The organism is Promicromonospora sp. NPDC019610 (assembly GCF_044389365.1).
Lineage (GTDB): Bacteria > Actinomycetota > Actinomycetes > Actinomycetales > Cellulomonadaceae > Promicromonospora.
This window is the reverse complement of the sequence record NZ_JBIRXX010000002.1, coordinates 887,200-910,924: the sequence shown is the minus strand read 5'-3', so window position 1 is coordinate 910,924 and position 23,725 is coordinate 887,200. Positions and strand designations below refer to the sequence as shown.

The window sequence follows — 23,725 nt, the reverse complement described above, 5'->3', positions numbered from 1 at the left end:
GATCGGCAAGCCCTTGACCGGCGTTGGCTCTGAGCCCACCTTCCGACACCCAGACCAGGTCCATCCCCGCATCTCACTGGCTGGATCAGACTGCGGGTGATGTTGCTGGTCAGGTCACCGAAGCAGGAGTCATACGGCCACGCGCCACCGACTCCTGAGTCACGGACACGAGACCTTCGTGAACTCGCCGGGGTTCTCGAACGCGAATCGGTAGCAGACCGTGTCGAACTCTCCGGTCGGGGTACCGATCCAATCGATCTCGCGTGAGTACTTCACCACCACGTAGTCCATGGACTCCTCGACGACGGTTCCATCCTCGATGTCTGAAGAGTCTCCGGACAGATAGATCTCGTTGGCATCCAGATCGGCAAGGCGCCAGGCCCACCGGTCTTGCATCGTGGTGTAAATGTAGTGTCCGCCGATGACGGCCAGCGTGCCGGCGATCACGACCGCCACCGCTGTGATCCATCGCGAGATATCGTGCGGTATGTGCGTCATGCGCCATATCATTCCAGGGGGCGACTGGCTTTGAGCGAGCGACGTCGCGGTCCCAGGCAACCGGTGGGAACGGAAGTCTTTCGGCTCTGGAAGAAGACCGCTCGGTCTGTGCCCTCGGTGATGTTCGCGGCGTTCTGCAGAGCGACACTCAGGATGTGGTTCACGAGCGTGGCGGTCGCGTCGAAACGTGCCTCCTGGGGACAGTGAGGACGTGCGGTGCAACCGCCCCGCGAACCGATGACACAGCTCACCTCGCTGTCGCCCTCGTCCTGGCTGCTGCTCATCGCAGTGACGCCTACCGACCGTCGAAACCCAACCAGTGCCCAATCGGCTTGCTCAGCGGTATTGAGCCAGGTCAGCGCCGTGAAGCGCAGTCATGGGGCAAAACGTACTGCTCTGCCCGATCTAGGTCGACTACATCGGCGGGAGTGGCGTTGGTGCGGCATCGATGCTCCAGGGCTTCTGGACCGTCGTGGACACGCGCGCTGTCTCAGCCGCGGGACCAGGGCACCGCGTTCATCGCCATGTCAGCGACCTGGCGCAGTTCCGCCTCGCTCCTGCCCGTCGCCGCCTGAACGGCGATGCCGTACGCGACCGTCGTGATGTAGGCCGCCAGCGCGCGCGGATCCTCGGTCTCCGGCAGATCACCCTCGGCCCGCGCGCGCAGAAATCGGGACTCGAGGCGCGCAGCGCCATCTTGACGCCAGTCGACGAGAACCTTCTGGGCAGTGAGCCCGTTGTCGCCGGCGGACAGCGCGGCCTGGACGCCAAGGCATCCGTGGGGTGCCTCGCGACTCGTGCTGGCAGCGGCTGCGCCGCGAAGAATGGACTCGGCGACCTCGCGTGCGGTCGGCTCGGACAGCGCACGGATTCCGTAGGAGGCCGGGCCTTCCGTGTACCGCTCGACCGCTCGGCGGAACAGCTCGTCCTTGTTCCCGAACGCCGCATACATGCTGCTGCGAGTGATACCCATCGCCTCGGTCAGGTCCGTCAGGCTTGCCCCTTCATATCCCTTGGCCCAGAACACTCTCATGGCTTGTTCGAGGGCGTGGTCGGGGTCGAATCCGCGGGGTCGCCCCACCTTGGTCTGCGATACGGGCATGGCAGCCATTGTGCCCCTTACGGACCAGGCAGTCCAGATAGCGCGAAGGATCAGGCGTTCGAGCCGCCGTCGATGGTGAGCACGGCTCCGCTGAACGCCGCCGAGGTGCCGCGACGAAGGTGACTGGGGCGCCCGTCCCCACCCGCGCAGCGCGATGTCATGACGCGAGCGATCGAGCTCGCGCGGCCCGAGGGCGGCGCGGACACCCAGGCATGACGCCCCCTCGGGCCGCGACGCCTGCCCGCACCGTCGAGTGCTTGCGAATAAATCTCTGCCCGTGTACGTTCCTTGTGGACTGATCAGTCCCGAATTAACGTACGGACCTCCGGACGTGACCTCGCTACCGGGCCTCCGTGAGCGAGCACGCCGAAGCACGCCGCAGCGGAAGTGCCGCCGGCTCGATATGAGCTCGATATGAGAAGGAGCAGGATCACCATGAAAGCCGTCGTCATCACCTCGTTCGGCGAACCCTCCGTGTTGCGGGTTGCGGAGGCTCCGCGACCGGTGCCGGGTCCGGGTCAGGTACTGGTGCGGGTTCACGCCGCCGGGGTGAACCCGGCGGAGATCCAGGCACGCGCCGGAGCGTTCCGCCTGCGCGCTCCCGCCATCATCGGATTCGAGTTCGCCGGCGTCGTCGAGGCGGTCGGCCCGGACGTCGACCAGGGCGTGATCGGCGACCGCGTCGCCGGGTGGCCGGACTCCGCCAGCCAGGGCTCCTACGCCGAGTACACGGTCAGCAGCAACTTCGCGACGATCCCCGACGGCGTCTCCTTCGAGGAGGCCGCGGCCACCGTCATCGGTGCCGACAACGCGGCGAGGGGGCTCGGGCTGCTGAACCTTCGCCCGGGTGAGACGCTCGTGGTCACCGGCGCGAGCGGTGCTCTGGGAGGCGCCGCCGTGCAGTTCGCGCGACAGCGCGGTGTGACGGTGATCGGCGTCGCCGGGACTGCCAACGCCGACTTCGTCAAGAGTCTCGGTGCGATCCCTGTCGCCCACGGCCCGGGCCTGGTCGACCGGATCCGCGAAGCCGCTCCCGACGGTATCGATGCCGCGCTCGACACCGCCGGCAAGGGACTCCTTCCCGCCCTCGTCGATCTCCTCGGCGCCCCGGACCGGATCGTGACGCTCGCCGACCGTGATGCCGCACGGTACGGCGTCGCGTTCAGCCCGGGAGGCAGCGGGAATCGCGACCGCGGCCCTGTCCAGGAAGCCCTGAATCTGATCGCCGCCGGCGCATGGACCGCACGCATCGGCCGGAGCTTCCCGCTCGACGAGGCAGCGGACGCCCATCGCCTCGTCGCCACGGGCCACACCCACGGCAAAGTCATCCTTCTTCCCTGACCCGGCCGACCGGCCGTTCCACCACGACAACAATCAATGGGAGAGCTCGAAATGCCTGCAGTCCTCGTCCATGGTGTACCTGATACCCACCGGCTCTGGGACACCGTCCGTCCCTATCTTCGACGCGAAGATATTGTGACGATCGATCTCCCCGGGTTCGGCGTACCGCTACCAGCGGGATTCACGTCGACGAAAGAAGAGTATCTCGACTGGCTCATCAAGAAGATCGACGAAATCGGCGAACCCGTCGACCTGGTCGGCCATGACTGGGGGTCTCTGCTGACGGGCCGTCTCGCGTCCGTCCGACCAGATCTGGTGCGGACCTGGACAGGCATCAGCGGGCCGATCGACCCCGAGTATCCGTGGCACTACCTTGCCAAGATCTGGCAGACGCCGGGCGAGGGCGAGCAATGGATGGCGGACCTCGACCTCGAGGCGTTCGCAGCAAGCCTCAACGAGGCGCAGATGCCGCGCGACGCGGCAGACGAATCGGTCCGGCATCTCGATGCCACCATGAGGGCAAGCATTCTCGCCCTCTACCGCTCGGCGATCGAGGTCGGGGCGGAGTGGAAGCCAGATCTGAGCAACGTGACCGCACCGGCGCTGGTGATCTGGGGCCTGGACGATCCGTTCCTTCCTCACCGCTTCGCCGACGAGCTCGGTAATGCCACACGCGCACGCGCCGTCCTCAAGCTGCGCAGCTCGCACTGGCCGATGATAGAGCGCCCGGCCGATGTCGCGCGCGAGCTCGAGGCCCACTGGGCTCACGCGTAAGACCTGCGCCTGGGGCACTCGGGCTCAGACCCCGCGGCCGCTACGCGAACGGCAACAGTTGCTCGCCCGCCATGGCGAGCGAGCAATTGTTGCCGTTCGCCATGCGTGAGCCCGAGCGCTCACGCATCTGTTCGGAAACGAATCATCGTCACGCGGCCCGGAGAGCGTTGCCGGGGCTGCACAAGGCAGGAGCAACCTCATGACGAATTCAGCAGATACCCGGATCGGCGTCGGCCTTGTCGGGGCCAGCGCCGATCGGGGTTGGGGCGGAATCGCTCACGTCCCGGCGCTGCAGGCGCTCGACGCGTTCCAGATCCGCGCCGTCAGTACGACTCGTATGGAGAGCGCGAACGCGACCGCTCGTCGGCTGGGCGCCGATCTCGCCTTCGACACACATGAGGCCCTGGTCGTGCGACCGGAGGTCGACCTGGTGGTCGTCGCGGTCAAGGTGCCGGAGCACAAGCAGATTGTTTCCGACGCGCTGGCCGCGGGCAAGATGGTTTATTCTGAATGGCCGCTCGCAAGAAACCTGTCGGAGGCCGAAGCGCTGGAGGGGTTTGCCCGCGAGCGGGGGCTGCGGACGGTTGTCGGGTTGCAGGGCGGCCTGCACCCGCCGGTCCGCTTCCTTCGCGACCTCATCGCGCAAGGCGTGATCGGCAAGCCGCTCAGCACGAGCATCCGAGCGCATCTGGCCGACGACATGTGGGTCGGCCGATTTGACCCGCCGGTCGAGTACATGGCTCAGGCGAAGCATGGCGCCACGCTGCTGAGCATCATGCTCGGCCACGGGCTCGAACCGCTGGCGCGCGTGCTCGGCACGTTCGAGAGTCTGTCCGCCGTCGTCGCCAATCAGCGCGGTGACGGCGTCCGCCTCTCCGACGGCGCGCCGCTACCGAAGGACACGCCGGACGAGATCGTCGTCGCCGGCGTTCTCGAAGGCGGGATCGTCACCTCGCTGCACTACAGCGCCGGGCACTCTACCGGCACGGCGATGGTATGGGAGATCCAGGGCACCGAGGGCAGCGTGCGAGTGGAGTCGGCGTCGGGCTACCTCCATTTCACCGATTTCACCATCACGCTGCGCCGCGGCAGCGACCCTGTCCAAGTGCTACAGGTCCCTCCCGCTTATACGGCTCCCGACCGGCAGCTCGACGCACCCGCAGCGGGGGTCGCCCGCCTCTACGCCCAGCTCGCCGCCGACCTCCGCGACGGAACCGCCGATGCGCCGGATTTCGCGGTCGCGCTCGATCGCCACCGGGTGCTCGAGGCGATCACACGGGCGGCTGAAACAGGTCATCGACAGCAGCTGTCCCGCCCTGACCGAATGGACTCCGATCTTTGAACGTCGAAGAACACTGGCGACCGCGGGACCCCGCCCTCCATCCCTCTTTTTCGATGCGGCCCCGGCTTCCGGCCGTTGACCCGAACCTCGCGCCGGTCGCCCAACGCTGACCGGGGTCAGGGCCGTGCGCGACCCTGGTCCAGCAGGGCGGAGGCGCCCCTGGTCCAGTGGTCGAGGGCGAAGGTACCGACGTCGCCCTCGACCGCCAGGCAGGCGGTGGCGCCGAACAGGATGTCGTCCCGGATCCCTGGATCCTGCTCGGCCAGCCGGCCGGCGAGGTCGCGGCCGGCGATCTGCTCGTGCACCGCGTCAGCCTCGACGTGCTCGTCGAAGTACCGAGTCGTACCAGCATCGTGACCGAGGCGTCTGAACCCGTTGCCGTACAGCCTGCTGGGGATCGACGACGTCATCTCGTACGCGGCCAGGTGACCGACGATCGCGCCCCGGAGCCGGCGGTGCAGCCCGAACAGCGACATCGTGTTGAGCGCGACGAGTACCGGGGTGGGCACCGCGTCGACGTACCAGCCGTAGGTGTCGTCGAGCCCGGCTCCACGCATCGCACGCGCGAACAGCTCCGCGTGCATGTGGCCTGATTGCCCGCCGCCGTACTCATCGGCCTGAATCTCGACCAGCGCCGCCTTCGGCGCGCCGCTCAGCCGCGGTATGGCCCACGTGTGGGGGTCGGCCTCCCTGAGCTGGTAGAGCGACTTGAGCACGAGGTACTCGCGTGCCTGCTCGGCGTCGGCATGCTTGGCGACGTAGCGGGCCAGACTCGGCCCGTCGTCGCTCGCGGCGAGCTCGAAGAGGCGGCGGGCGACACCGGCGGCATCGCTCTCCGTGCAGGTGGGGTGGCCGGCGCGCGAGCGCAGGGCCGCCTCGAACGGGCGCTCCAAGGTGTGTCGGACTGCCAGCAGCGCCGGTTCCCACTCCCAGGCGTCGTCGACCTGGTGGACGCCCCGGTAGTGCAGTTCGTACAGCACGGTGAGCGCGAGCTGCAGGTCCGCATCCTGCAGCACGCCCGCCTCGTCGTCGCGTCCGGAGACGACATCCGCCGCAGCCTCGCGCGCACGGGCAAGGCGGTCATGCGTGTCGTCGGACGGAGGCCCGGCGACGAGTACCGCGAGCAGCTCGGCGCTCAACTGACCGCGAGGTCGTGGGAGCGGTAGCCGTTGCGTCCGGCGTGCCTCTGCCCGCGCGCCGTCGTCCGCCACGTCATGCATCCCCGGGGAAGTCGTCTCCGGAGAAGTCCTGGTGCTCGTGGAAGTCATCGAGGTTTCCCGTCGTGGTGAGGTGCGCGGCTGCCCATAGCGATGGTCGGCTCATCGTGTGCACGGAACCGTCAGCTCGCAAGGCGTTGCACGCCTGGTCGCGCCACGGTTGCGAGTGGCAGCCGTCGCCCTATGTTGGGCAGGTCGAGAGAGCGCGGCCGGAGCATCTCCGCACCGCGGTTCGACGGGCCTGCGTAGGCCGCGCCACCGCGACGAAAGAGAGAGGCGCCATGGATCATCCGTCCGTCGCCGACTTCATGACCCCGGCGCCGCCCGCGGTAGACGTGACCGACACGCTGCGGGCGGCCGCTCGCGCGATGGCCGAGCGGGACCTGAGAACGCTGGTGGTTCGCGCCGGGGCCAGGGCGGTCGGGGTCGTCACCGACCGGGACCTCGTGGTGCGCGGGCTTGCCGCCGGACTCGGCGCGGACGCCACCGTGCAGCGGGTCACGAGCGACACCGTCGTCACGGTCGGAGAGTCCGACCGCGTCGAGGCGGCGTTCGACGCGATGCGCGCCGCCAGGGTGCGCCGGGTCCCGGTCCTGGACGGGGACGAGGTGGTAGGACTCCTCACCTTCGGCGACCTCAACACCGAGCGCGACATCATGTCCGTCCCCACGACGTGGTGAGGAACATCGAGGTCATGTGGTCGACGTGGCGGCGGTGGGTGGTGCGAGGCGCTGTCGCCGCGGCCGTGCTCGCCGTGACCGCCTCGTGCACGGTCGCCAGCCGGCAGGAGCCGGGGCAGGCGAGCGCGGCGGTCGCCGACGCGTTGTCTCAGGCGGGCTCGGCGGCGGAGACCACGCGGATCGTCGTCGAGCAGCTCGCCCGCGGTCGGCTGACCGCCCCGATGGCCGACACCGCTCTGCTCGACCAGCTCCGCGTGCTGGACGACGCCGAGACCGCGCTGACCACCCTGGTCCCGCCCGACACCACGACGTCCGACCGGCGGGCGGCGGGGCTCGCGGCGATCGGCGACGTGACGGACGTCGTCGTGAGCGCACGGGAGTGGGACGCGGCGCGGGCCGGTGGTGACCTCGACGGTGCCGACTCGGTGCCCGCAACCGCCGACTCGCTGCTCGCTGACCTCGCGACGGCCACCGACGGGGTGGAGAAGGCGCTGGCCGAGGCGGGTGGGCCGTGAAGAAGGTCCTGGGTGTGGCCCTCGGCATCCTGACGGCCATCGGGGGCTTCGTCGACATCGGTGACCTGGTCACCAACGCCGTCGTCGGGTCCCGGTTCGGGCTCTCGCTGGTCTGGGTCGTGGCACTCGGCGTGGTCGGGATCTGCCTGTTCGCGAGCATGGCGGGTCGGGTGACCGCCGTGAGCGGCCGCGCGACGTTCGAGATCATCCGGGAGCGGCTCGGCCCCAAGGCGGCCGGTGCCAACCTCGTCGCGTCGTTCGCCATCAACCTTCTGACGCTGACGGCCGAGATCGGCGGCATCGCGCTCGCGCTCCACCTGGTCAGCAGCGTCGAGCCGCGGCTCTGGATCCCGGTGGCTGCGCTGGCGGTCTGGCTGGTCCTGTGGCGTGTGAAGTTCCAGGTGATGGAGAACGTCGCGGGGCTGATGGGACTGCTGCTGGTGGGCTTCGGCGTCGCGCTGTTCCTGCTGGGCCCGGACTGGGGCGAGCTGATGCGGCAGGCCGTGCCGCCCTCCCCGCCGTCCACCGAGCACCCGGCGGCGTACTGGTACTACGCCGTCGCGCTGTTCGGTGCCGCGATGACGCCGTACGAGGTGTTCTTCTTCTCCTCGGGCGCGGTGGAGGAGCGCTGGACGGCGAAGGACCTGACGATGAACCGTGCGAACGTCCTGATCGGGTTCCCGCTCGGCGGCCTCCTGTCGGTGGCGATCGCGGCGTGCGCGGCCGTGGTGCTCCTGCCCGCGGGGATCGAGGTCTCGTCGCTCTCCCAGATCGTGCTGCCGGTGGCGCAGGCAGGGGGAGTGCTCCTGGTGGCCCTGGTCATCATCGGCATCGTCGCGGCGACGTTCGGCGCCGCCCTGGAGACCGCGCTGTCCAGCGGGTACTCCCTGGCCCAGTACCTCGGCTGGTCGTGGGGCAAGTTCCGCAGGCCGGCCCGCGCGGCGCGGTTCCACGTCACGATGATCGTGGCGATCCTGCTCGGCGTCGGCATCCTGATGACCAGCGTGGACCCGATCGCGGTGACGGAGATGTCCGTCGTCTTCTCGGCCGTCGCCCTGCCCCTGACCTACGTGCCGATCCTCGTGGTGGCGAACGACCCGCAGTACATGGGCCGCCACGTCAACGGCCGGGTGGTGAACGCCCTGGGCACGGTCTACCTGGTGATCGTGGTCGTGGCGGCCGTCGCCGCGATACCCCTGATGATCGCGACGGGAGCCGGCTCATGACACGCGAGCGGATCGTCGACGCCCGGCTGCACCTGCTCAGCCGGCAGGTGCTCGACGCGGGCGGCGAGCCCGTCCGGGCCGTCGACGACCTGGAGCTGACGGGGCCTGACGGGGCGCCGGCCCGGGCCGGCGCGGAGGTCCGCGTCGGGGCGATCCTGGTCGGCCCGGTCCTGTTCGTCCGGGTCTTCGGCGGGGCGGTCCCCGCCTCCCGGCAGCCTCGGATCGCGTGGGAGGACGTCGGCCATGTCGGCACGGCGATCGAGCTCACCGTGCCGTCCGACCGCCTGGACGCCGACTGGGTGGAGCACTGGCTGCGCGACCACGTCGTGGGCCGCATCCCCGGGGGACGCCACGACCCGGAGGCGGACGGATGAATGTGGGTGACCTGCTCGACGCGCGCGTCCTGGGGCCCGACGGCGCCACGCTCGGCGTCGTCGTCGACGTGCGGTTCGCGCTGGAGGTCGTCGACGAGCCGGACGACCAGGCGCGGGAGCAGGACCGGGAAGACCCGGGAGCCCCGCTCCGCGCGCAGCTCGGCCGGGACGCGGTCGGTGGGGCCCGGCTGGTCGGGTTGCTGGTCAGCCCGCACAGCGGGGGCTCCTTCATGGGGTACGAGCGGACCCAGGTGCGCTCGCCCTGGCCGATCGCCCAGCTGGTCCGCCGCCGCCATCGCGGCACGTTCCTCGCCGACTGGTCGGACGTCACCGAGGTCAGCACCGACCGGTCACCGGCAGTCGTGCGGCTTCTCGCCGGCTTCACGAGGGGATCGCCCGAGCTGTGAGCTGCTTCGCCCAGCCCTTGTCCGTGCCCTGCGGCGACGTCGCGGACGTTCCCTCACCTGCCCGAAGAAGTTGGCGATCTCGTCGGTGCCCGCGTTGCGGGCGTCACGTACGTACTCGCCGTGGTCGTGGCCGGTGAGGATGCCCGCCGGGCGGACAACGCTCCTGCTGATGCGGGTCGTTGCGCCCGGGGCGAGGCTGGGAGGGACGCTCGACGATCGGACGAGGAAGATGAGACACCTGGGTGGCGGGACCGGGACGGATCCGAACCTGACAGGCCCCGAGCTGGTCGTGCGACCGGGACGCGTGTCGTGACCGGTCTCCCGCCCGAGGTGCCGCGGTTGGGGTCGCTCGCCGAGGCCACCGAGCTGGTCCAGGTGCTCGCGCCCGCCTACGTGCGGTTCAGCGCGGGACCGGAGGCAGACCGTGTCGCGGTCAGCCGGGACCACGAGAGCGGGTGCCTGATGCCGGGCCTGAGCGTCAACCCGATGACGCCGGAACCCTGGTGGACACGGCCCGTCGAGCACTGGGTCGCACGCCAGCTCCGCCAGTACGCCCACCTCATGGTGCGCGACCGCTTCCCGTGGCTGCTGACCGGCGAGATCTCCGCGCGTGGTCCGGACTGCGAGCCGCTGCTCGTCGAGGTCACCCCTCTCGCGTTCCTCGCCCCGTCCGTCGTGCAGGAGGCGGGGTCGCTCTACCGCCAGGTCTTCACACCGGGGGACGACGGCACCTGAGAGCCGCCGGTGGCCACGGGACGTGCGGTCCCAGGCGCGGGACCTGATGGCTTGACGGCGTCCGGGCCGTGGCGCGGCCGACGGGACGGACCCGTCGGCCGCACCGGGTGCGAGGCTCCGCTACGCGGCGTCCTCCGTGAACAGCCGGGGGAGGAAGTCGATGAGCGACTTCTGCCACACGTCCCAGCTGTGCGGACCCGGGACGATCGGCGCGAACTCGTGGTTCACGCCTCGGCTCTCCATGGCGGCGACGAGCTGCAACGTCGCGCCGTAGGTGAAGTCCTGCACGTCGCCGGAGTAGACCCGCAGCAGCTTCGTACCCTCGTTGATGGCCTCGACGTCGGCGGTCGCCGGCGGCGCGCCGAACGCCGACATGGCGCCGATGTACCCGAACTCGCCCGGGTGCGCCCAGAGGGTGTTGAGCGTGTGGCCCGAGCCCATGGAGAGGCCTGCCAGGGCGCGCTGGTCACCTCGGGAGCTGATGTTGAACTGGTCCTCGGCGGCCGGGACGATGCGCGTCGTGATCTCCGTGGGGAAGTCCACGCCGTTTCCGTTGGCCATGACCACCACCATCGGCACGATGTCGCCCCGCAGGTAGCTGTTGTCGAGGATCCGCTGGACGTAGCCCACCTCGACCCAGTCGGTCCACGTCTGCCCGCCACCGTGCTGCAGGTAGAAGACCGGGTACTCCTCGGCCCGGTCCGCGTCGTAGCCCGGGGGCGTCCACACGTACGCCGAGCGCTGCTCCCCGCCGCCCGCGGTGCTGGTGTAGCCCATGACGCTGACCTCGCCGCGTGCCTGCGGCGGCACCTGCGCCGTGTACTGGGCGCGGATCGTGTCGCCGGCGGCGGTGAAGGTGCTCCACGTCGGCTCCGAGAGCACCCTCGTGGGGTTGTTCGCGTCCTTGCGGTCGACGCCGTCGACCACGAACTTGTAGTAGTACGACCCCCCTTCCAGGGCCAGCGAGAGCCGCCACGAGCCGTCGTCCTGCCGGACCATGTGGGTGCGCGGCCAGCTTCCGGCCGGGCCGAAGTTGCCCCAGACGGTGATGTTGTTCGCGTCGCTGAACTCGGGGCCGAGCTCGAAGGTCACGACGCCGTTCTCGTCGACCCACGGCGTCGGGGTCGTGCCCGCCGGCGGAAGCTCGTGCCGCACGAACGGCAGGTGCCCCTCGCTCGGGCCCTCGTCGTCGACCTCCTGGAAGATGCGCCCGGCGAAGTCGTGCAGGTTCTTCTGCCACGTGTCCCAGGTGCCGCCCGTCTCGGGGTCCGACCCGTCGGGCTGGAACTCGACGCCCGCCGCCGTCAGCCTGGCGGCCAGCGCCACCGTCTCGTCGTACGCGGGGTCGGTCACGTTGCCCGCATACAGACGGACGACGTCCGTCGCGTCGTTGATCTGCTTGGCCTTGCCGCGCGAGATCGGCTTGTCGTAACCGGCCGAGAACGAGCCGACGTTCGCGAAGTCCCGCGGCTTGGCGGCCACGGCGTCCAGGGCCAGCTCCCCACCACGGCCGATGCCGGCGACCGCGCGACCTGACCCCTTGTCGGAGACGTTGAACGCGCGCTCGACGGCGGGCAGCAGCTCCTTCGTCACGCCGCCCGGGCCCGGCGTCCCGGCGTCTCCCATGACGACCACCATCGGCTCGGCGTCGCCGTCGAGCGTGAGGTTGTCCATGATCTGGCCGAGCCGGCCCAGCTCCACCCACTCGCGGTAGCTCTGCCCCTCGTCCTGCAGCAGGTACAGCACCGGGTACCGCTCCGCGCGGTCCGCGTCGTAGCCCGGGGGCGTCCACACGAGCGCTTCCTTCGTGTGCTTCGGTCCCTTGCCGTACTCGATCGTCTCGAGCTCGCCGCCGTCGGCGACGTCGTCGAGCCACTCCGCACCCGGACCGGGGACGAACAGGGTGCTGTAGGTGGGCTTCGACGTCACCTCCTGGGGTGCGGCGGGGTTGCGGAAGGCGATCGCGTCCTGGTCCGCGGCCGGGCGGGCGGCGTACTGGTAGTAGTACAGGCCGGGTTCGAGGGGCCCGAGCGTGGCGGTCAGGTTCGACCCGCTCGCCCCCATGTTGAGGTCGGTCCATGCCTTGCCCGGGCCGAAGTTCCCCTGCACCGCGACGGGGCCGTCCCCGAGGCCGGTCTGCTCGGTCACCGCCGCGCGGGGCACCGTGAAGCGGTAGACGTCGGAGATCGGGTTGTTCGGCACCTCGCTCACCCACGGGTCGGCGCTCACCGCTTCCGCGGCGGCGGGCGGCGCCACGAGCACCACCCCCGTCACCACCGCGCTCGCGGCCACGGCCGCGAGCGTTCGTCGTCCCCGTCGGATCGCACGGGCGGGGCCTGTCTGAGATACGGACGTACGAGCCATCTACGTGCTCCCTTGCACGAGCGGAATCGGGTCGAGGTGGACTTTAACGTTAAATACGAGGGCGGACAAGGGTCCGTCGGGGTGAGGAGCGCAGCGACTCCGCGACGGCGCCAGGTCTCGTCCGGCGCCGCGGGCACCGTTTCACCCGCAACGGGTGAGGGCGCCGTCCCGCGGGGCCACGCAAGGTCACGGGGCCAGCTCGAGCCGTGGCCCACCCTTTTCTCCACCTCACGTGTCCGTGACGACGACTGCCGGAGACGTTCCGCGGTCGGTGCGACCACGTGGGCCGGGCCGTTCCACGCCGCGGTGCGACCGGTCTGCAGGTGCGACTGGGTCCCCTCCGTGGACCGGGCCCGTCCTGCGGGGCTGGTCACCTGGACAGGGTGACGCTGCGGCGGGTGGTGCCGTCAGCCGCTCGCAGCGGTCACGGGGCGTCGGCTCGGCGTGCCGTGGGGCCGAGATCCGACAGGCCCGCCACGGCGACCTGCAGGATGCGGTCGAGCCGGGCGGCGAAGTCCACCTTCGTGGGGGCGAGGCGCGAGTCCCGCAGCGCCTCGGCGACTGCGTCCGAGGGCTGGGCGAACGGCCACAGCCCGGCGGTGTACACCACGGTCAGGGACGCCAGCTCGCGGGCCTCGGTCCGGGTGAGCGTGGTGAGATGGCGCCGGAGCAGGTCCGCCACGTCGTCGAGCAGCCGGACGTGCGTGAGCTTGAACTCCAGCACGGTCTCGGTGGAGATGTTCCGTTCGAGCTCGGGTCCGAGCGCACTGAGCAGTCCGCACAGCAGGGGACGGGCGGCCAGGGACCGCGCGACGGTGCCGGTGACGGCGGCGGTGTCGACCGCGGTGTCGGAGGGGGTCTCCAGGGCGGACAGCTCACCCGCCAGGTCCGCGGTCCACTGCGCGAGCGAGCGGTTGAGCAGCTCGAAGAAGACGGCTTCCCGGGTCTCGAAGTAGCGCACGACGTTCGTCTTCGACAGCCCGACGCGGCGGCTGAGCTCGCGGAGGCTGATCTCGGCGACGGGCATCTCGCGCAGCAGCTCGGCGGCGGCGTCAAGGATGGTCTGCTGGCGTATCTCGCGCTGCTCGGCGCTGCGGGCGCGCTGGAAGCCTGTGGTCGCGCTCTCTGTCATCTGTGGTTCCTCGGCGAAGGTCTCCGGTGGTCGGCTCACGGCGCCGCCTGCGAGCAACCTTAAGCCTCTCGTCGACGCCGCTCGCCTGGGCGGCGCCCGGGTCCGGACCCATGTCGCGGGTCCGGACCGGTGGGCGCCGACCCGTGGGTCAGACGGACTCGCTCACGTGCCGCCATGCGGCGTCGCCGGCCGCGAGGGTCTCGGCCACGAGCTGTCCGACCCGCACCGCGTCCTTCCCGAGGAGCAGGCGCAGCGGCGGCTCGTCGGCCTCGACGACGTCCAGGAGGATCTGGGCGACCTGCCGCGGGTCGCCGGCCTGCTTGCCGTCCGCCGCGCGCTGCCGCGCGATCGCCGGCTCGACGACCTCCTTGTACGGTGCGCTGACCGCAGGGGTGGCCATGGACGAGCCGGCCCAGTCCGTGCGCATGGCGCCCGGCTCGGCGACGGTGACCTTGATGCCGAGGTGGGCCACCTCCTTGGCCAGGACCTCCGAGAAGCCGCCGACGGCCCACTTGGCGGCCTGGTAGGCGCCGAGGCCGGGACCGCCGACCCGCCCGCCGACGGACGAGATCTGGATGACGTGGCCCGCGCCCTGCTCGCGCAGGACCGGGAGGGCGGCACGGGTGACGTTGACGACGCCGTAGAGGTTGGCGTCGATCTGGGCTCGGAAGGCCCGCTCGGACATGTCCTCGATGGCCGCCATGTCCGCGTAGCCCGCGTTGTTGACGACGACGTCCAGGCGGCCGTAGGCCTGGACGGCGACCTCGACGGCTCGTCGCGCGGCCTCGGCGTCGGTGACGTCGAGGGTGACCAGCCGGATCCGGTCGCCGTACGTCTCGGCGAGGTCGGTCAGCGGTTCGGTACGGCGGGCCGTGGCGACGAGGTTGTCGCCGTTCGCCAGGACGGCCTCGGCGACGGCGCGGCCGAGCCCGCGGGAGCTGCCGGTGATCAGCCAGGTCTTGCTCATGATGATGCCTCTGTCTCGTTCTCGTGGGTGTGGGTGTGGGTGTTGGTGCGGGACGGCGTCGGGACGCGTCAGACGAGGAAGCCGCCGTCGACGGCGAGGTGCGCGCCCGTGATGTAGGAGGCCTCGTCGGAGAGCAGGAAGGCGACGGCCTGCGCCACCTCCGTCCCGGTACCGAGCCGGCGTGCCGGGATCTTCGCGGCGACCTGGGCGACCTCCTCCGGGTTGCCCTGCTGCCGCGGGACGGGGATGACGCCGGGCTGGACCTCGTTGATGCGGATGCCGTGCTGCGCCCAGTCGGCGGCGGCCGCGCGCGTCAGCCCGCGCAGGCCGTGCTTGCTCGCGCTGTAGGCGGCGCGGTGGGACAGACCGCGGTCCGCGAAGACGCTGGAGATGTTGACGACGGCGCCGCCGCCGGCGGCCCGGATGGCGGGGATCTGGTACTTCAGCCCGTAGAAGGTGCCGGAGAGGTTGGTCGCCAGCGTCGCGTCCCACTCGTCCTCAGGGAGGTCGGGGACGTCGAAGTGGGCGCCGGAGGTACCCGCGTTGTTGACGGCGAGGTGCAGGGCGCCGAAGCGGCGGACGGTCGCCGCGACCGCCTGCTCGACGGCGCGCGGATCGCCCACGTCGGCGGGCAGGGCGAGTGCACTGCCCCCGTTCCCGGTGATCTCGTCGGCGAGCTGTTCCAGCGGGGCGCGCGAGCGGCTCACCAGGGCGACGTCGGCGCCGCGGGCGGCGAGCAGCCGCGCGATGTCCGCCCCGATGCCGCTGCCCGCGCCGGTGACGAAGGCGGTCCTGCCGGCGAACTGGTCGTCGTAGTTCATGAGCTGCTCCTGTTCGTTGCTGTGGGGGTGTCGAGCGATGGGCGGGCGTTGAGCGTTCCGTAGCGCGTGCCCGCCACCTGCGCCGGGTCGAAGAGCGCGTCCAGGCAGGCCGTGTCGTCCGCGCTGAGCCGCACCGAGGTGGCGGCGACGTTCTCCCGGACGTTCGCGATGCGTGTGGAGCCCGGGATGGGGACGACGTCGTGGTGCCGGGCGAGCAGCCAGGCGAGGGCCGTCTGGCCGGGCGTCGCGCCAAGGTCGGCGGCGATCCGTTCCAGCCCGTCCACCAGGCGTCGGTTGCGCTCGAAGTTCGCGCCCTGGAACTTGGGCAGGGTGGAGCGGAAGTCGTCCTGGCCGAACGCGGGCCGGGCGAAGGCCCCGGTCAGCATGCCGCGCCCGAGCGGGCTGTACGGCACGAGGGTGACGCCCAGGCGCCGGCACTCCGCGAGCACCTCGGTCTCGACCGCGCGTTCCCAGAGGGAGTACTCGCTCTGGAGCGCCGCCACGGGGTGGACGGCGTGGGCCCGGCGCAGGATCTCCGGCGTGACCTCGCTCAGCCCGATCGCGCGGACCTTGCCTTCGGCCACGAGCTCCGCCATGGCGCCCACCGTCTCCTCGACGGGGACCGCCGGATCGAGCCGGTGGTAGTAGTACAGGTCGATCCGGTCCGTGCCGAGCCGCTCCAGGCTGGCCGCGCAGGCGGCCCTGACGTACTCGGGGCGGCCGTCGAAGATGCTGCGGCCCTCGGGGGTCGGCCGGGCGGAGAACTTGGTCGCGACGACCGCCCAGTCCCGGCGGCCGCGCAGGGCCCGGCCGAGCAGCCGCTCGTTGTGCCCGAACCCGGCGACCGGCGCTCCCGGGCGGGCGCTGCTCGCCCCGTAGTAGTCCGACGTGTCGAACAGCTCCACGCCGAGCTCGATCGCGTCACGGATGGTGCCGACCGACGCGTCCGGGTCGGCCGGCCCGTAGAACTGCGACATGCCCATCAGGCCCAGACCGATGGGCCGCACGGCGATGTCGGAGCTGCCCAGCCTGGTGCGGGCGACAGATGCTGCGTCGTCGTCCATGGTGCGAACCGCCTTCCGTGGGTGCTGATCCGGCGGCCCTAAAAGGCCACTGGAACTTTACGGTTCGAGATTAAAGGGCCAGTGGCCTCTTGTCGAGGGGCGCGGGTGTGGGCCCCGTCACCGGGGGATCGTGGCGCTCGACCGGGACTCCTGGAGCGACGCCGGCGGTGCGCGTCCTACGCGCCCTGCCGGCTCCCGGCGTCGACCGGCAGGCCCAGCGTGGTCAGCCAGACGTGGGTCAGGGTCGCGGCCGTCTCGTCCGCCGAGCCCCCCGTGGCGGTCGCCTGGTAGAAGGCCCGTTCGGTCATCCAGACCAGCGCGGCGACAACGGCGGCGGCGTCGTGCGGCCCTGGGCCGGCCGGGACGCCGGCGCGCTCGGCGACTCCCCGCATCGTGTCCGTGAGCGCGACGACCGCCGACCGCCACAGCTTCTCGACCGCGGGAACCGACGGGGAGAGCTCCACCGCGGCCCGCATCACCGTCCCGTGCTCGCGCCACATCCGGGCGGTCCAGGCGATCCCCTCGCGTACGGCGTTCTCGGGGGGCACGCCGTCGTCGGCGCCGTCGATCTCCGCGCGGAGCCGGGTGACCGTCCGCTCCACCAGGGCGGCGAGCACCTCGTTCTTGCTGCCGAAGTAGAAGTACAGGGCCCCGCGGGTGATCCCGGCGGCCTGCGCGATGGTCGCGACGGTCATGGCGTCGTACCCGTCGGCGGCCAGCTGCTGCTCGGCGGCGTCGAGGATCGCCCGCTCGCGCCGGTCGCCCTTGGTCGGTGTCGCGCGGCGTCGTCGGCCGCGTGCCCCTTCGTCGTCGTCCACGCCGTCACCCTACCCGCCGTCGAACATATTCTGCACTGTGTCGAGTATTATCGACGCGATGTAGACTGGGTGTCATGACTGAGCACAACAGCGCTGACAACCACGGCACCAAGACCTTTCTCGTCACCGGCGCGAGCTCCGGGCTCGGCCGGGCGATGGCGCAGGCGGCGCTCGACGCCGGCCACACCGTCGTGGGCACCGTCCGCCGGCCGGTCGACGCCGAGGCGTTCGAGGCCCTGGCCCCGGGGCGATCGGTCGCCCGCCTGCTCGACGTGACGGACGACGATGCGGTCGCCCGCACCGTCGACGAGGTCGAGAACACGGTCGGGCCGGTCGACGTCGCGATCGCGAACGCCGGGTACGGGCACGAGGGGATCTTCGAGGAGTCGACGATGGCCGACCTGCGCCGGCAGTTCGAGGTGAACGTGTACGGCACGGTGGCGTTCGTCCGGGCCGTGCTGCCGCACATGCGGGCCCGCCGCCGCGGCCACATCCTCGGCATCACGTCGATGGCGGGCCTCATCACCGTTCCCGGCACGTCCTTCTACCAGGGCAGCAAGTACGCCGTCGAAGGCATCCTGGAGACCGTCGGCAAGGAGGTCGCGCCGTTCGGGATCCACGTCACCGCCGTCGCGCCGGGATCGTTCCGCACCGACTGGGCGGGCCGGTCCATGGTCCGCGCGGAGCGGTCCATCGGGGACTACGACCAGGTCATGACGCCGGTGCGGGAGCACCGGCTGGCGGCGGACGGCCGTCAGCTCGGCAACCCCCGGGCTGCCGCCGAGGCGGTCCTGGAGATCGTCGGCGTGCCGAACCCGCCCGCGCACCTGGTGCTCGGTTCGGACGCGCTGCGCCTGGTCACCGCCGGCCGTGCCGCCGTCGACCGGGAGATCCAGCAGTGGGCGGAGCTGTCCCGCAGCACGGACTTCCCGGACGGCGCACAGCTTCCCGGCTGAGGGCGGGGGAGTGCGGCACGTCGGGGTAGCGGCAGAACGCCGGCCCAGGTGATGAGGCCTGAACCACCGGCGGGATGGCGGTCGGGCGACCGGTACCCGGCGGGCGGTCGTCCGAACGCTTTCGTAGTCTGGAGGGGCGTGCCCTGGCGTCGCGGGGAGGGCCTCTCAAGGTTGAGACCGCACGCGATCCCCGCTGCAGCCGGGGATGCCCAGTACGGCGGCAAGGGCCCCGCCTCCCCAGAGGGCGGGGTTCCTTGTATCGGGGCGCAGGTGCCCTATGTTTCTCCCGTGACGATCCCACCGGTTCACTCTCCCGAGTTCTGGGCGCGGTACACCTTCGCCCACGAGGACGGGCCGGGCGTGGACCGGCTCGGAGCACTCCAAGACCTGCTGGACGCGGAGGACGACGAGGACCTCGACGACGAGGACCTCGACGACGAGGACCTGGACGACGAGGAGGACGCGTCGCTCGACGTGGCCTTCGAGGTCGGCCCCGGCCACCACGTCGTGCTGAGCGTCGACGTCTCCCTCGACCTTCACAGCCTCGGCGTCACCACTCCCGGTACGACCGAACCCGCCGAGCTCGGCTGGGACGACATGGCGCACTGGCACCCGTACGCGCTGCGCTGGTCGGAGCTCGACCTGATCTGCCGGGCCGTCGCCGCGCGGAGCCCCGAGCTGCCGCCGGGCGCGGCACTGGCCCTGCTGTGCCGCTTCGCCGCCGTCTTCGCCGACGACGACGTGGACCAGGCCCTCGCCGCCGTCGACGAGGCGTACGCCGCCCTGCGCCCCGCGGACTGGGAGGGCTACTGGCCGCGTGGCACCGACTGGCTCGACCGCGCCGACTTCCGCGGCCAAGGCGTCACGTGGCAGCGCGACGAGGCCGGCAACCTGTGGGCCGGAGAGCGTGACGTCGACGCCGAACCCTTCTACAGCACCCGGATCGGGCCGGACACCGGCGCGAGCGATGGCTTTCCGCACGCTCAGCTCCGGGCCGTGCTGGACGCCGCGCGCCGCACGCTCGCCGAGCCCGTGGGACCCGTCTAGCCCGGGGGACCCGTCCCGCCCGCGGCCGCGCAGACGATGCAGGTGCGGGCCGTCGGCCGGGCCAGCAGGCGCTCCCGGGCGATGGCCTGGCCGCATCGCTCACAGCGGCCGTACGTGCCGGCGGCGATCCGGGCCAGGGCCGCGTCGACGTCGGCCAGGTGCTCCGTCGCCGCGGCGAGCAGCGTGCTCGCCTGCGAGCGCTCGAAGGCGATCGTGGAGCCCTCCGGGTCGTGCTCGTCGTCGGACGCGGACAGCTGCGACGCCTCCACCATCGAGGCGATGCTCCCGGTCAGGGAGGCGATCAGCTCCGCAGTGCGCTCGCGGTCGGCGACCAGCAGCCCCCGGACCTCGTCGGTGAACGGAACCGTCACGCCGTCGTCCTCCTCACGTCGAGACCTCCTGATGATGATGCGGCCTGGGCGAACGGGCCGTCCAGCGCCGCCCAGTGCAGCAGCAGGATGGTCTTGCCGTCTACGATGCGGCCGTCGCGGGTCATGGCGAGCGCCTCGGCGAACGGTACCTCCAGCACCTCGATGTCCTCGCCGTCCTCCTCGAGCCCGCCGCCGGCCCCGGTCCGGTCGGCCGGCGTGTAGGGGGCGGCGTAGTAGTGGAGCCGCTCGGTGACGGAGCCGGGGCTCATGTAGGCGTCGAGCACGTGGGTGAGCTCCCCGAGCGTGACGCCGAGCTCCTCGGCGGCCTCCCGGCGGACGGCGGTGTCGGGGTCGTCGGTGTCGAGCAGCCCGGCGGCGGCCTCGACGAGCATGCCGTCGGGGTGCCCGTTGACGTAGGCCGGGTAGCGGAACTGCCGGGTCAGCAGGACGCGGCCGCGCCCGACGTCGTAGGGCAGGACGACGGCCCCGTTGCCGCGGTCGTACGTCTCGCGCTGCTGGGTCTCCCACCGCCCGTCGCGGCGTCGGTAGTCGTACGTGGTGCGGCGCAGGACGTGCCAGCCCTGGGACGTGAGCTCGACGTCGCGCACCACGACGCCGGGGTTGCGGTCCAGGTCGCGCCCGGCCTGGTCGAGGCCCGTGCGCCCGCGGCGGTCCGGGACGTCGACGCCGGGGAGGTCGGTCGGGCGAGGGGGCAGGACGTTGTCGGTCACGACTGCTACCGTACATGCAGAAACGTGCAACAACGGGAGAGAATACGGATGCTGGCTGCGGAACGCCGGGACCACCTGCTCGGACTACTGGCTCGTCAGGGCAAGGTCGTCGCCAAGGACGTGGCCGCCGACCTGGGGATCTCCGAGGACAGCGTGCGCCGTGACCTGCGGGACCTGGCCGCCGAGGGCCTCGTCCAGCGGGTCTACGGCGGCGCCCTGCCGGTGTCGCCGGCGGTGGTCGACTACGCCGCCCGGCAGTCCGTGGCCCCCGACGGCAAGCGCGCGGTCGCCGCGGTCGCCGCCGGGCTGGTGCGGCCCGGCGGGGCGGTGATCCTGGACGGCGGCACCACGGCCCTCGCCGTCGCCCGGGCGCTCCCGCCGGACCTGGCATGCACCGTGATCACGCACAGCCCGACGATCGCCGTCGCGCTGCTCGACCACCCGGCCGCCGAGATCTACCTGCTCGGCGGCCGGGTCTTCAAGCACTCGGCGGTGGCCTACGGCGCCGCCGCCGTCGAGGCGGCCCAGAACGTCTCCGCCGACCTCTGCCTGGTCGGCGTCACGGGCGTGCATCCCGAGGCGGGCCTGACCACGGGGGACGCGGAGGAGGCGGCGATGAAGCGGGCCCTGTCGGCGCGGGCCGCGGAGACCTACGTCCTCGCCTCGGCGGAGAAGATCGGGACGGCGTCGCGGTTCCGGGTGCTGCCCTGGGGGCGGGTCACCGGCGTGATCACCGACGCCGACCCGCGCGACGCCGTCCTCCGGCAGGTCCGGGAGCTGGGCGTGGAGGTCCTGACCGCCGGCTGAGGCGGGGCGGTCAGGAGACGGGGCGGTCAGACGGTGACGAGCACCTTCAGCGCCTCGCGCGCGTCCATCGCGGCGTACCCCGCGGGGACGTCGTCGATCGGGACCGTGCGATCGAACACCCGGCCGGGCTCGATCGTGCCGTCGAGCACCAGCGGGATGGCCTGCTCGATGTAGGCGCGGACCGGGGCCGGACCACCGGTGAGCGTGATGTTCCGGCCGAACAGCGACCCGAAGCCGACCGGCGCGTCGTCGTACTGCGGCACGCCGACGCGGGAGATCACGCCCCCGGCCCGCACGACGCCGACCGACTGCGTGTAGGCGGGCATGTGGCCCACGGCCTCCAGGACGACGTGGGAGCCCTCGCCCCCGGTCAGGTCGACGACCCGCGCGATGCCCTCCTCGCCGCGCTCGGGGACGACGTCGGTCGCGCCCCACTCCCGGCCCAGGTCGGTGCGGGCCTGGTGGCGGCCCATGAGGATGATGCGCCCGGCGCCGAGCTGCTTCGCGGCGAGCACCGCGGAGAGGCCCACGGCGCCGTCCCCGATCACGGTGACCGTCTGGCCCGGCCGGATCCGCGCGAGATGCGCGGCGTGGTAGCCGGTGAGGTACACGTCGGAGAGCGTGAGGAGCGACGGCAGGACCGCCTCGTCCTTCTCGGTGACGCCGGGCACGGGCACGAGGCTGCCGTCGGCGAGCGGGATGCGGGCGAGCTCGGCCTGCAGCCCCGGGGTGTCCGGGGTCGCGTAGAAGCCGCCGTGCGGGCAGGCGGTCTGGAAGCCGTCCCGGCAGATCGGGCAGGTGTTGTCCGCGAACGCGAACGGCGCGATCACCAGGTCGCCCGGGCGGACGGCGGTGACGGCGGAGCCGACCTCCTCGACCACGGCGAGCAGCTCGTGCCCCATGGTCTGCCCGTGCTCGGTGCCGGGCATCGAGTGGTACGGGTGCAGGTCGGAACCGCAGATGCACGTGCGCACGGTGCGCACGACGGCGTCGGTGGGCAGCAGGAGGGTGGGGTCGGCGACGGTTTCGACGCGGACGTCGCCCGCGCCGTACATGACGGTGGCCTTCATGGTGTGTTCCTTCGGTCGGTGCGTGTGGTGCGTGTGGTGCGGGTGGTGCGGGTGTCGGTCAGATCTCGACCACCACGGTCCGGGCCGTGCGGCCGGACGCCGTCACCGGACGGCGGGCCAGGAGCAGGCAGGACGCCGCCGCGAGCAGCACCGCCACCGACGTGACGGCACCGAGCGGGAGGATCGGGGCCGCTCCCGCGACCCCCACCAGCGGGGCCGCGACCCCGCCGAGCCCGAAGCGGACCATGCCCAGCAGCGACGAGGCCGTGCCCGCCGTCCGCGGATACCCGGCGAGGGCGAGTGTGGTGGCCGGCGGCGACGAGACCGCCACGCCGCTCGCGAGCGTGAACAGGGCGGCGACGACCACCCACAGCGGCATGTCCACCAGGCCGGCGAGCAGCAGGGCCGCCGCGCCGAGCCCGGTGGCCACGACCCCGATCGCGAGCGTGCCCGGGACGCTCCAGCGTTCCGCGAGGCGGCCGGCCACCCACCCTGCGGTCATGAAGCCCGCGGAGTTCAGGCCGAACGCCGCCGCGTACCACTGCGGCGAGAGGCCGTAGCCGTCCTGGAGCACGAACGTTGCGCCGGCCAGGTAGGCGAACAGGGCGGCGTAGAGGAAGCCCTGGTTCAGCAGCGCGCCGAGAAAGGCCCGGTCGGTGAGCAGCGTGCGGTAGTCGCGCACGGTCTGCCCGAACCCGCCCGTCACCCGCCGGTCGGCCGGCAGCGTCTCGGGAAAGGCCAGTGCGGCGACGGCCAGGATCGCGGCGCCGACGACGGCGAGGAACACGAACAGCCCACGCCAGTCGACCCACGTGCTCAGCAGGCCGCCCAGGAGCGGTCCGACGACCGCCGCGAACCCGCCGATCACGGTGAGGCGGCCGTAGAAGCGGATCAGGGCGCCCCCGGAGTAGACGTCGCGCCCCGCGGCACTCGCGATCACGATGCCGACGCCGCCCGCCAGCCCCTGCACGAACCGGGCGGTGACCAGCGTCTCGACGGTCGGGCTGAGCGCGCACAGCACGGACGTGACCACGTAGGCGGTGACGCCGACCAGCAGGACGCCGCGCCGTCCGAAGCGGTCCGAGAGCGGGCCCGCGACGAGCTGGCCCAGGGCGAGCCCGACGAGGCACGCCGTCACGGTCAGCTGCGCGACGGACGTCGCCGCGCCCAGCTCCACGGTGAGCGCCGGCAGGGCGGGCAGGTAGAGGTCCATGGAGATCGGGCCGAAGACCGTCAGCAGCAGGAGCAGGGAGGGCAGCATCCGTCCGGTGACGGTCCGCGGGTTCAGGGTGGCTGGCACCCCCTCAGTCTTGGCCGCCGTCCGCGGGGCAGGGAGTCCCTGGCGTGGGGTGTACCGACAGGGCAC

The 23,725-nt window shown here is 71.7% G+C and carries 26 protein-coding genes; 12 read left to right on the top strand and 14 right to left on the bottom strand.

Annotated elements, in window-relative coordinates; genetic code table 11:
- Nucleotides 1-159: 159 nt before the first annotated feature.
- From ACH45N_RS15755 to ACH45N_RS15745, 3 genes are all read right to left on the bottom strand, one after another.
- On the bottom strand, nt 160-456 hold the full coding sequence (locus ACH45N_RS15755) for a hypothetical protein (protein ID WP_397395445.1): 297 nt from the start codon (nt 454-456) through the stop codon (nt 160-162).
- 50 nt (nt 457-506) lie between these two features.
- A complete protein-coding gene (locus ACH45N_RS15750) occupies nt 507-782 on the bottom strand; it encodes a hypothetical protein (protein ID WP_397395443.1) in 276 nt (91 codons plus the stop codon).
- 206 nt (nt 783-988) lie between these two features.
- Nucleotides 989-1,600, bottom strand: coding sequence for a TetR/AcrR family transcriptional regulator (locus ACH45N_RS15745; RefSeq protein WP_397395441.1), 612 nt, complete (start codon nt 1,598-1,600; stop codon nt 989-991).
- A 435-nt stretch (nt 1,601-2,035) separates the two neighbouring features.
- On the opposite strand from ACH45N_RS15745, the gene ACH45N_RS15740 reads away from it, so the two are divergent.
- The 3 genes from ACH45N_RS15740 (at nt 2,036) to ACH45N_RS15730 (ending at nt 5,057) form a co-directional block, all read left to right on the top strand.
- A complete protein-coding gene (locus tag ACH45N_RS15740; protein ID WP_397395439.1) occupies nt 2,036-2,941 on the top strand; it encodes an NADP-dependent oxidoreductase in 906 nt (301 codons plus the stop codon).
- A gap of 36 nt (nt 2,942-2,977) precedes the next feature.
- Nucleotides 2,978-3,715 (top strand): alpha/beta fold hydrolase, encoded by a 738-nt coding sequence (locus tag ACH45N_RS15735; protein ID WP_397395437.1) that lies wholly within the window; start codon nt 2,978-2,980, stop codon nt 3,713-3,715.
- A 199-nt stretch (nt 3,716-3,914) separates the two neighbouring features.
- Entirely contained in the window at nt 3,915-5,057 is a 1,143-nt protein-coding gene (locus ACH45N_RS15730; RefSeq protein ID WP_397395435.1) for a Gfo/Idh/MocA family protein, read from the top strand.
- A 116-nt stretch (nt 5,058-5,173) separates the two neighbouring features.
- Here the strand turns inward: ACH45N_RS15730 and ACH45N_RS15725 are convergent, their stop codons facing one another.
- Nucleotides 5,174-6,277: an iron-containing redox enzyme family protein gene (locus ACH45N_RS15725; protein WP_397395433.1), complete on the bottom strand. Its 1,104-nt coding sequence runs from the start codon at nt 6,275-6,277 to the stop codon at nt 5,174-5,176.
- Between the two features lie 278 nt (nt 6,278-6,555).
- On the opposite strand from ACH45N_RS15725, the gene ACH45N_RS15720 reads away from it, so the two are divergent.
- From ACH45N_RS15720 to ACH45N_RS15695, 6 genes are all read left to right on the top strand, one after another.
- On the top strand, nt 6,556-6,954 hold the full coding sequence (locus ACH45N_RS15720) for a CBS domain-containing protein (protein ID WP_397395431.1): 399 nt from the start codon (nt 6,556-6,558) through the stop codon (nt 6,952-6,954).
- Nucleotides 6,951-7,469, top strand: a complete 519-nt coding sequence (locus ACH45N_RS15715) for a hypothetical protein (protein WP_397395429.1) — start codon at nt 6,951-6,953, stop codon at nt 7,467-7,469. Before ACH45N_RS15720 ends, ACH45N_RS15715 begins: the two co-directional genes overlap by 4 nt.
- Nucleotides 7,466-8,695, top strand: a complete 1,230-nt coding sequence (locus ACH45N_RS15710; RefSeq protein ID WP_397395427.1) for an NRAMP family divalent metal transporter — start codon at nt 7,466-7,468, stop codon at nt 8,693-8,695. The genes ACH45N_RS15715 and ACH45N_RS15710 overlap by 4 nt, the downstream gene beginning before the upstream one ends.
- The gene (locus tag ACH45N_RS15705) at nt 8,692-9,069 is read left to right on the top strand and encodes a hypothetical protein (protein WP_397395425.1); all 378 of its coding nucleotides are present in this window, start codon (nt 8,692-8,694) and stop codon (nt 9,067-9,069) included. The genes ACH45N_RS15710 and ACH45N_RS15705 overlap by 4 nt, the downstream gene beginning before the upstream one ends.
- Nucleotides 9,066-9,476 (top strand): PRC-barrel domain containing protein, encoded by a 411-nt coding sequence (locus ACH45N_RS15700; RefSeq protein WP_397395423.1) that lies wholly within the window; start codon nt 9,066-9,068, stop codon nt 9,474-9,476. The genes ACH45N_RS15705 and ACH45N_RS15700 overlap by 4 nt, the downstream gene beginning before the upstream one ends.
- A gap of 309 nt (nt 9,477-9,785) precedes the next feature.
- A complete protein-coding gene (locus ACH45N_RS15695; protein ID WP_397395421.1) occupies nt 9,786-10,211 on the top strand; it encodes a DUF6098 family protein in 426 nt (141 codons plus the stop codon).
- A gap of 120 nt (nt 10,212-10,331) precedes the next feature.
- Here ACH45N_RS15695 and ACH45N_RS15690 read toward each other — a convergent pair whose 3' ends face one another.
- From ACH45N_RS15690 to ACH45N_RS15665, 6 genes are all read right to left on the bottom strand, one after another.
- On the bottom strand, nt 10,332-12,503 hold the full coding sequence (locus tag ACH45N_RS15690; protein ID WP_397395419.1) for an alpha/beta hydrolase-fold protein: 2,172 nt from the start codon (nt 12,501-12,503) through the stop codon (nt 10,332-10,334).
- 496 nt (nt 12,504-12,999) lie between these two features.
- Nucleotides 13,000-13,707, bottom strand: coding sequence for a TetR/AcrR family transcriptional regulator (locus tag ACH45N_RS15685; protein WP_397395417.1), 708 nt, complete (start codon nt 13,705-13,707; stop codon nt 13,000-13,002).
- A 148-nt stretch (nt 13,708-13,855) separates the two neighbouring features.
- Nucleotides 13,856-14,674 (bottom strand): SDR family NAD(P)-dependent oxidoreductase, encoded by an 819-nt coding sequence (locus ACH45N_RS15680; RefSeq protein WP_397395415.1) that lies wholly within the window; start codon nt 14,672-14,674, stop codon nt 13,856-13,858.
- Between the two features lie 68 nt (nt 14,675-14,742).
- Nucleotides 14,743-15,495 (bottom strand): SDR family NAD(P)-dependent oxidoreductase, encoded by a 753-nt coding sequence (locus ACH45N_RS15675; protein ID WP_397395413.1) that lies wholly within the window; start codon nt 15,493-15,495, stop codon nt 14,743-14,745.
- Entirely contained in the window at nt 15,492-16,559 is a 1,068-nt protein-coding gene (locus tag ACH45N_RS15670; RefSeq protein WP_397395411.1) for an aldo/keto reductase, read from the bottom strand. Before ACH45N_RS15670 ends, ACH45N_RS15675 begins: the two co-directional genes overlap by 4 nt.
- 176 nt (nt 16,560-16,735) lie before the next feature.
- Nucleotides 16,736-17,377: a TetR/AcrR family transcriptional regulator gene (locus ACH45N_RS15665; protein WP_397395409.1), complete on the bottom strand. Its 642-nt coding sequence runs from the start codon at nt 17,375-17,377 to the stop codon at nt 16,736-16,738.
- A 74-nt stretch (nt 17,378-17,451) separates the two neighbouring features.
- Here ACH45N_RS15665 and ACH45N_RS15660 point away from each other — a divergent pair, with 74 nt between their 5' ends.
- Both ACH45N_RS15660 and ACH45N_RS15655 read left to right on the top strand, forming a co-directional pair.
- The gene (locus tag ACH45N_RS15660) at nt 17,452-18,333 is read left to right on the top strand and encodes an oxidoreductase (protein ID WP_397395407.1); all 882 of its coding nucleotides are present in this window, start codon (nt 17,452-17,454) and stop codon (nt 18,331-18,333) included.
- A 288-nt stretch (nt 18,334-18,621) separates the two neighbouring features.
- Nucleotides 18,622-19,380 carry a hypothetical protein gene (locus tag ACH45N_RS15655; protein WP_397395405.1) on the top strand — a complete coding sequence of 253 codons (759 nt, stop codon included), beginning with the start codon at nt 18,622-18,624 and terminating at the stop codon, nt 19,378-19,380.
- Here ACH45N_RS15655 and ACH45N_RS15650 read toward each other — a convergent pair.
- Together ACH45N_RS15650 and ACH45N_RS15645 are read right to left on the bottom strand one after the other, a co-directional pair.
- Complete coding sequence (locus ACH45N_RS15650; RefSeq protein WP_397395403.1) at nt 19,377-19,751, bottom strand: TraR/DksA family transcriptional regulator; 375 nt, start codon at nt 19,749-19,751, stop codon at nt 19,377-19,379. The two genes, ACH45N_RS15655 and ACH45N_RS15650, sit on opposite strands and share 4 nt — an antisense overlap.
- On the bottom strand, nt 19,748-20,482 hold the full coding sequence (locus tag ACH45N_RS15645) for an NUDIX domain-containing protein (RefSeq protein ID WP_397395401.1): 735 nt from the start codon (nt 20,480-20,482) through the stop codon (nt 19,748-19,750). Before ACH45N_RS15645 ends, ACH45N_RS15650 begins: the two co-directional genes overlap by 4 nt.
- A gap of 48 nt (nt 20,483-20,530) precedes the next feature.
- Here ACH45N_RS15645 and ACH45N_RS15640 point away from each other — a divergent pair, with 48 nt between their 5' ends.
- Entirely contained in the window at nt 20,531-21,289 is a 759-nt protein-coding gene (locus ACH45N_RS15640) for a DeoR/GlpR family DNA-binding transcription regulator (protein ID WP_397395399.1), read from the top strand.
- A gap of 26 nt (nt 21,290-21,315) precedes the next feature.
- Here ACH45N_RS15640 and ACH45N_RS15635 read toward each other — a convergent pair whose 3' ends face one another.
- Nucleotides 21,316-22,359 (bottom strand): zinc-binding dehydrogenase, encoded by a 1,044-nt coding sequence (locus ACH45N_RS15635; protein ID WP_397395397.1) that lies wholly within the window; start codon nt 22,357-22,359, stop codon nt 21,316-21,318.
- A 58-nt stretch (nt 22,360-22,417) separates the two neighbouring features.
- Complete coding sequence (locus tag ACH45N_RS15630) at nt 22,418-23,620, bottom strand: multidrug effflux MFS transporter (RefSeq protein ID WP_397397477.1); 1,203 nt, start codon at nt 23,618-23,620, stop codon at nt 22,418-22,420.
- Between the last annotated feature and the right edge of the window lie 105 nt (nt 23,621-23,725).

Coding starts and splice junctions, on each gene's coding strand:
- ACH45N_RS15670 (WP_397395411.1), bottom strand. CDS start 16,559: ATGGACGACGACGCAGCATCTGTCGCCCGCACCAGGCTGGGCAGCTCC.
- ACH45N_RS15735 (WP_397395437.1), top strand. CDS start 2,978: ATGGGAGAGCTCGAAATGCCTGCAGTCCTCGTCCATGGTGTACCTGAT.
- ACH45N_RS15705 (WP_397395425.1), top strand. CDS start 8,692: ATGACACGCGAGCGGATCGTCGACGCCCGGCTGCACCTGCTCAGCCGG.
- ACH45N_RS15660 (WP_397395407.1), top strand. CDS start 17,452: ATGACTGAGCACAACAGCGCTGACAACCACGGCACCAAGACCTTTCTC.
- ACH45N_RS15730 (WP_397395435.1), top strand. CDS start 3,915: ATGACGAATTCAGCAGATACCCGGATCGGCGTCGGCCTTGTCGGGGCC.
- ACH45N_RS15630 (WP_397397477.1), bottom strand. CDS start 23,620: ATGCTGCCCTCCCTGCTCCTGCTGCTGACGGTCTTCGGCCCGATCTCC.
- ACH45N_RS15680 (WP_397395415.1), bottom strand. CDS start 14,674: ATGAGCAAGACCTGGCTGATCACCGGCAGCTCCCGCGGGCTCGGCCGC.
- ACH45N_RS15720 (WP_397395431.1), top strand. CDS start 6,556: ATGGATCATCCGTCCGTCGCCGACTTCATGACCCCGGCGCCGCCCGCG.
- ACH45N_RS15640 (WP_397395399.1), top strand. CDS start 20,531: ATGCTGGCTGCGGAACGCCGGGACCACCTGCTCGGACTACTGGCTCGT.
- ACH45N_RS15700 (WP_397395423.1), top strand. CDS start 9,066: ATGAATGTGGGTGACCTGCTCGACGCGCGCGTCCTGGGGCCCGACGGC.
- ACH45N_RS15635 (WP_397395397.1), bottom strand. CDS start 22,359: ATGAAGGCCACCGTCATGTACGGCGCGGGCGACGTCCGCGTCGAAACC.
- ACH45N_RS15750 (WP_397395443.1), bottom strand. CDS start 782: ATGAGCAGCAGCCAGGACGAGGGCGACAGCGAGGTGAGCTGTGTCATC.
- ACH45N_RS15745 (WP_397395441.1), bottom strand. CDS start 1,600: ATGCCCGTATCGCAGACCAAGGTGGGGCGACCCCGCGGATTCGACCCC.
- ACH45N_RS15725 (WP_397395433.1), bottom strand. CDS start 6,277: ATGCATGACGTGGCGGACGACGGCGCGCGGGCAGAGGCACGCCGGACG.
- ACH45N_RS15685 (WP_397395417.1), bottom strand. CDS start 13,707: ATGACAGAGAGCGCGACCACAGGCTTCCAGCGCGCCCGCAGCGCCGAG.
- ACH45N_RS15740 (WP_397395439.1), top strand. CDS start 2,036: ATGAAAGCCGTCGTCATCACCTCGTTCGGCGAACCCTCCGTGTTGCGG.
- ACH45N_RS15675 (WP_397395413.1), bottom strand. CDS start 15,495: ATGAACTACGACGACCAGTTCGCCGGCAGGACCGCCTTCGTCACCGGC.